Annotated in this window: 3 protein-coding genes; 1 reads left to right on the top strand and 2 read right to left on the bottom strand. The window is 39.0% G+C overall.

The annotated features are described in order from the left end of the window. A partial coding sequence (locus H6H03_RS39275; RefSeq protein WP_190960377.1) for an SWIM zinc finger family protein occupies positions 1 to 699 on the bottom strand: 699 nt, incomplete at its 3' end. 5 nt (positions 700 to 704) lie between these two features. After that, entirely contained in the window at positions 705 to 3,884 is a 3,180-nt protein-coding gene (locus H6H03_RS39280) for a DEAD/DEAH box helicase (RefSeq protein ID WP_190960378.1), read from the bottom strand. 188 nt (positions 3,885 to 4,072) lie between these two features. Here H6H03_RS39280 and H6H03_RS39285 point away from each other — a divergent pair. Next, the coding region (locus tag H6H03_RS39285; protein ID WP_449290002.1) for a YrrC family ATP-dependent DNA helicase at positions 4,073 to 4,306 on the top strand (234 nt) is incomplete at its 3' end.

Here is a 4,306-nt window from a genome sequence, read left to right on the forward strand (position 1 = left end):
TTCAATAATTGAGGGCAATCGCTTACTACCTAGCCAAAACTCCCGAAGATTCGGTTTGTGATTAACAGCCCGCTTTTCTATTCTTGTATAGAAAGATTCACTAGGTTGTATGTTAGCCTCTTGGGGCTGTTCAAGTGCTGTTGATAGTGCTTTGCCCAAGGGTGAAGCCGCTAATTTTGTTTGAAGTTCTGTTTTAGAGAGACCGCGTAATTCAAATAATAAAAATGGATTTTCATCTAGTTGAGAAGCTACCAGATAGTAGACACCAGCAATGTGCTTACAGGGATTAGCATAATCTGGGCAAGAACATTTAGTTTTAAAGTCTTTGCTACTATGAGGTAATAAATGTAACCCTATTTGGGCAAAAATTTCTTCAATATTTTCGGGAACTTCATTGAGGAGCAATCGAGAAACAATACTGGCTTTAGAAGCAATCTTGGGAATAGCTTCATTCCACCGTGTTTTGGGAATAGGTGTAATTTCAATGACTATATTATATGTTGGTTCTTTATAAACTCCAAAGTAAGGATTAATAGAGCCTTTAACTTGAGCAGTAATTTTATTGAGTTCAATCTCAAAGCTCTTGACTTTACCACCACGAGCATAAGAACGTCCGCGTTGAAGTCGGTTATCGTCGGTAAAACTTTCTAAGGCTTTAATAAAACGTTCGCCCCACCAAGTGCGACTAAATTTAGGCATAATACTTACTCCAAAATAGTAGTTTTATTCAAGGCGATAAGTTGTTTAAAGGCATCATTATCTAATTCAGTAAGCCAAGATTCATCACTACCAACCACCAATGAAGAAAGTTTCTTTTTATCTTCAATCATTTGGTCAATACGTTCTTCTAAAGTTCCAATTGCTATAAATTTATGTACGAAAACATTCTTTTTTTGACCAATCCGAAAAGCGCGGTCGGTAGCTTGGTCTTCAACTGCGGGGTTCCACCAACGGTCGAAGTGAAAAACATGATTAGCTTTAGTCAGAGTAATACCAACACCACCGGCTTTTAAAGACAGCACAAATACAGATGGTTCTGTCTGCGGGTCTTGGAATTCACTAATCATTTGTTCCCGACGCTCTCTAGCAGTACCCCCATGTAAATAATAAGTATTACAATGCAGGTGATGTTTGAGATACTTTTCAATCTCGGAGCAAATTTCGGTAAATTGGCTAAAAATGAGGAGACTTTCTCCTTCGGACATAGCCTCATCTACCATTTCGACCAGACGAGAGAGTTTATGCGAACGCTCTGGAAGAAATTCACTGCCATCTTGAAGAAACTGCCCTGGATGATTACAAATTTGCTTGAGTTTCATCAATGTAGAGAGAATTAAACCTTTACGCTGGATGCCTTGGGCTTTTTGTAATTGTTCTTCGACATCTTTAACTACAATCTCATACAGCGATGCTTGTTCTTTTGTCAGGTTAGTGTAGAGTTTTTGTTCTACTTTATCCGGCAAATCGCTAATAATAGATTGGTCAGTTTTGACTCGCCGCAAAATCAGAGGTTCAACTAATTTCTTTAAAGTAGTTGACTTGACTTTATCGTTATCTTTTTGAATGGGAATTTCAAAAGACTTACGAAACTGCGCTTCCTTCCCCAAATACCCAGGATTGAGAAAGTTAAAAATTGACCACAAATCCAATAAGCGATTTTCAACGGGAGTGCCAGTCAAAGCCAGGCGGTGTTGAGCCGAAAGTTTGAGAATAGCTTTGGTTTGTGCAGCTTTTGGATTTTTGATATTTTGCGCCTCATCTACAACTATGCGTTGCCATTTCACACTGCTGAGGAGCTTTTCGTCTTTACGAACTAGAGTAAAAGAGCTAATTACTACGTCGTGTTCTTGACAAGCCGCGGAAAAATCTACCCCATTTTGTAGCCTCGTGCTGCCATGATGAACAAGAGTTTTTAAATCAGGAGCAAACTTGGCAATTTCTTTTTGCCAATTGCCAACAACGGAAGTAGGAGCAATTAGTAAAGTGGGTAAAAGGGGCTTAAATGTCTGTTTTTCTTGTACTAATCTCGCAATTACTTGTACAGACTTGCCCAGTCCCATATCGTCTGCTAAACAGCCATTTAAGCCTAATTTTTCGAGATATTGCAGCCAAGCCACCCCACGCTTTTGGTATTCTCGCAGAGTACCTTGCAGCAAAAGCTGTTGTGAAATTGGCTCCAATTGGCTTTTATCTTGCAGCTTTGACATAACTTCTGATAAAGCTTGGTCATGTTCAATTTCCCAATCTTCTCCAGCCTCAGCAGTACGTTGCATGAACTCCAGCAAAGTCATCTGCGGTTGCTCCGAACCGTGAGAGTCCCAAAATTGGAGTAGTTGCTGCATTTTATCTCGGTCTAATTCCATCCATTGACCGCGAAAATGTACTAAGGGAGCCTTAGTATTAACTAGTTGTTCCCATTCCTTTGCTGTAACAGTAGCATCGCCAATTGCTAATTCATATTGATACTCCACCAGGGAATTGAGACCGAAATAGCTTCTGGTTTCACCCTTTGTGGGAGTTAATTTTTTGGTTGATGCTTTGAGGCGAATTTTAGCGCGACGGCGCCCAGCGGGAGTGTACCAAGCCGGGACAATAATTTTAAAACCTGAATCTTCTAACACCCAAGCGCTTTCCTTGAGGAAGCCAAATGCTTCATCCAAAGTTAGCTGCATTCCGACAGGACATTCTGTTTCTAATCCTTGCCAAAGCTTGGGATACATCCGAGCAGCATAGCCCAGGTTCAGCAGTAAATTAGTTTCAAAATCCTGACCATACTGTTTGTGAACGCTAGCTTTGGTTTTTTGATTCATCAACCAGTAATCTGCTAATCCCAGCTTTAAAGAAGGATCTTGTTTACTAGATACCAAAAATTGAATCTGCCAATTGTCTACATCTTGGGCAGTTGGAGAGTGCAGTTGAAAACACAGATGAAAGGGTAAGTTAGATTGAGTGTGCTGAATTCTGTTTTTCCATGCCAACCATTGTTGGTATTGGAGTAAAAAACTTTCTGTTTTTAATGGATTATATTTGTGTTGATTCAGACAATAGTAAATCAGAGAATCTGCTATTTGTTTATCAAAGGCAGTTGTGGAGATTGTATCAGTTACTAGATTTTGGAGAAGAGATTCGGAAAAATGTCGTAAAAGCGTTTCTTTGTCGAAAAATTCTATTTGTTGCTCTGGATGGTGACTACCTGCTGTGCAAAGAAGTGGCATATACTCAAGATATTTTGGAATATTTGCTTCATATTGCTCAGAAATAATTTCCCAAACAGCATATATCTCAAATTGTTTTGAGGATAGGTCTTTACTTTTGTTCTTACGTGTTTTATTCTTTAACTCTGCTAAGGCTCGATATTTTAATGCTGGAATGTATTGGTCTTTAAAAATTATTTGTTTAAATGCTTGCGTATAATGATACCAGAATAGTAAATCTGAACCAATTTGGAATTCATTTGCATTGTAAAGTGCTAAAAAGTGAATATCTTTGAGGAGTTTGACAATATTGATTAATTTTTTGCCTTTAACAGAGACTACTGTTTCATAGCAAATGACGTTCCAATATTGGAAATCTTCATAACTTTCCGGAAATTCAAACTCTAGATACTTAATTAATTCTGGTGAAGGGATGGGCTGATTATTGACAGTTGGCAGAGCAAAGCACTTGGTGGAGATGTGTTCTTTTAATTGTAGAGGTGTCTCTTTAAATCCCAGATTTTGCACTAAGAAACTGACTAATTCTTCTTGTGATAAATGTCTAGGATGAATCTGCTGTCGAGTACGGCTTTGTTTAGCCACAGAAGTTTCTATCCATAGATAAAAAGAACCAGATTGAATAAATTCAGTTGTTTGGTCTGGTATCCAGGTGCCGTGAATAACTTGCATCGCATTAATGCCTCTGGATTTGAGAGCGGAACTAGTATCTTAAAATTAATGTATCAAAAATTGTATGGTTTTTTGTGATTTTGATATCTCAAGATGCTTGTTACCTGGGCGTGATTTAAGATAGTATTTATGTACTAAAAAAAACCTACTTTTACGTTTAAGATAATGTGCGGCATTTCTAAAAACCAATGTCCACGCCCATAACTCCAGTTACTCAACAACTAAACGCCACCCCCCACTACGAAACCATCACTGGTGTAGTCGAACGCCTGACCTTCCATTCAGAAGAATCTGGCTATACCGTAGCGCGTTTAAAGAGTTCGCGTTCTACCGACCTGACCACCATCGTCGGCAGCTTCGCCAATATCCAGCCAGGGCAAACACTACAGTTAACTGGCTTCTGGCGAGAACATCCGCAATAT

It is taken from the genome of Nostoc paludosum FACHB-159, from assembly GCF_014698835.1.
Classification (GTDB): Bacteria; Cyanobacteriota; Cyanobacteriia; order Cyanobacteriales; family Nostocaceae; genus Nostoc; species Nostoc paludosum.

Bases quoted from the DNA above. Each gene is read 5' to 3' on its own strand.
- H6H03_RS39280 (WP_190960378.1), bottom strand. From the start codon at position 3,884: ATGCAAGTTATTCACGGCACCTGGATACCAGACCAAACAACTGAATTT.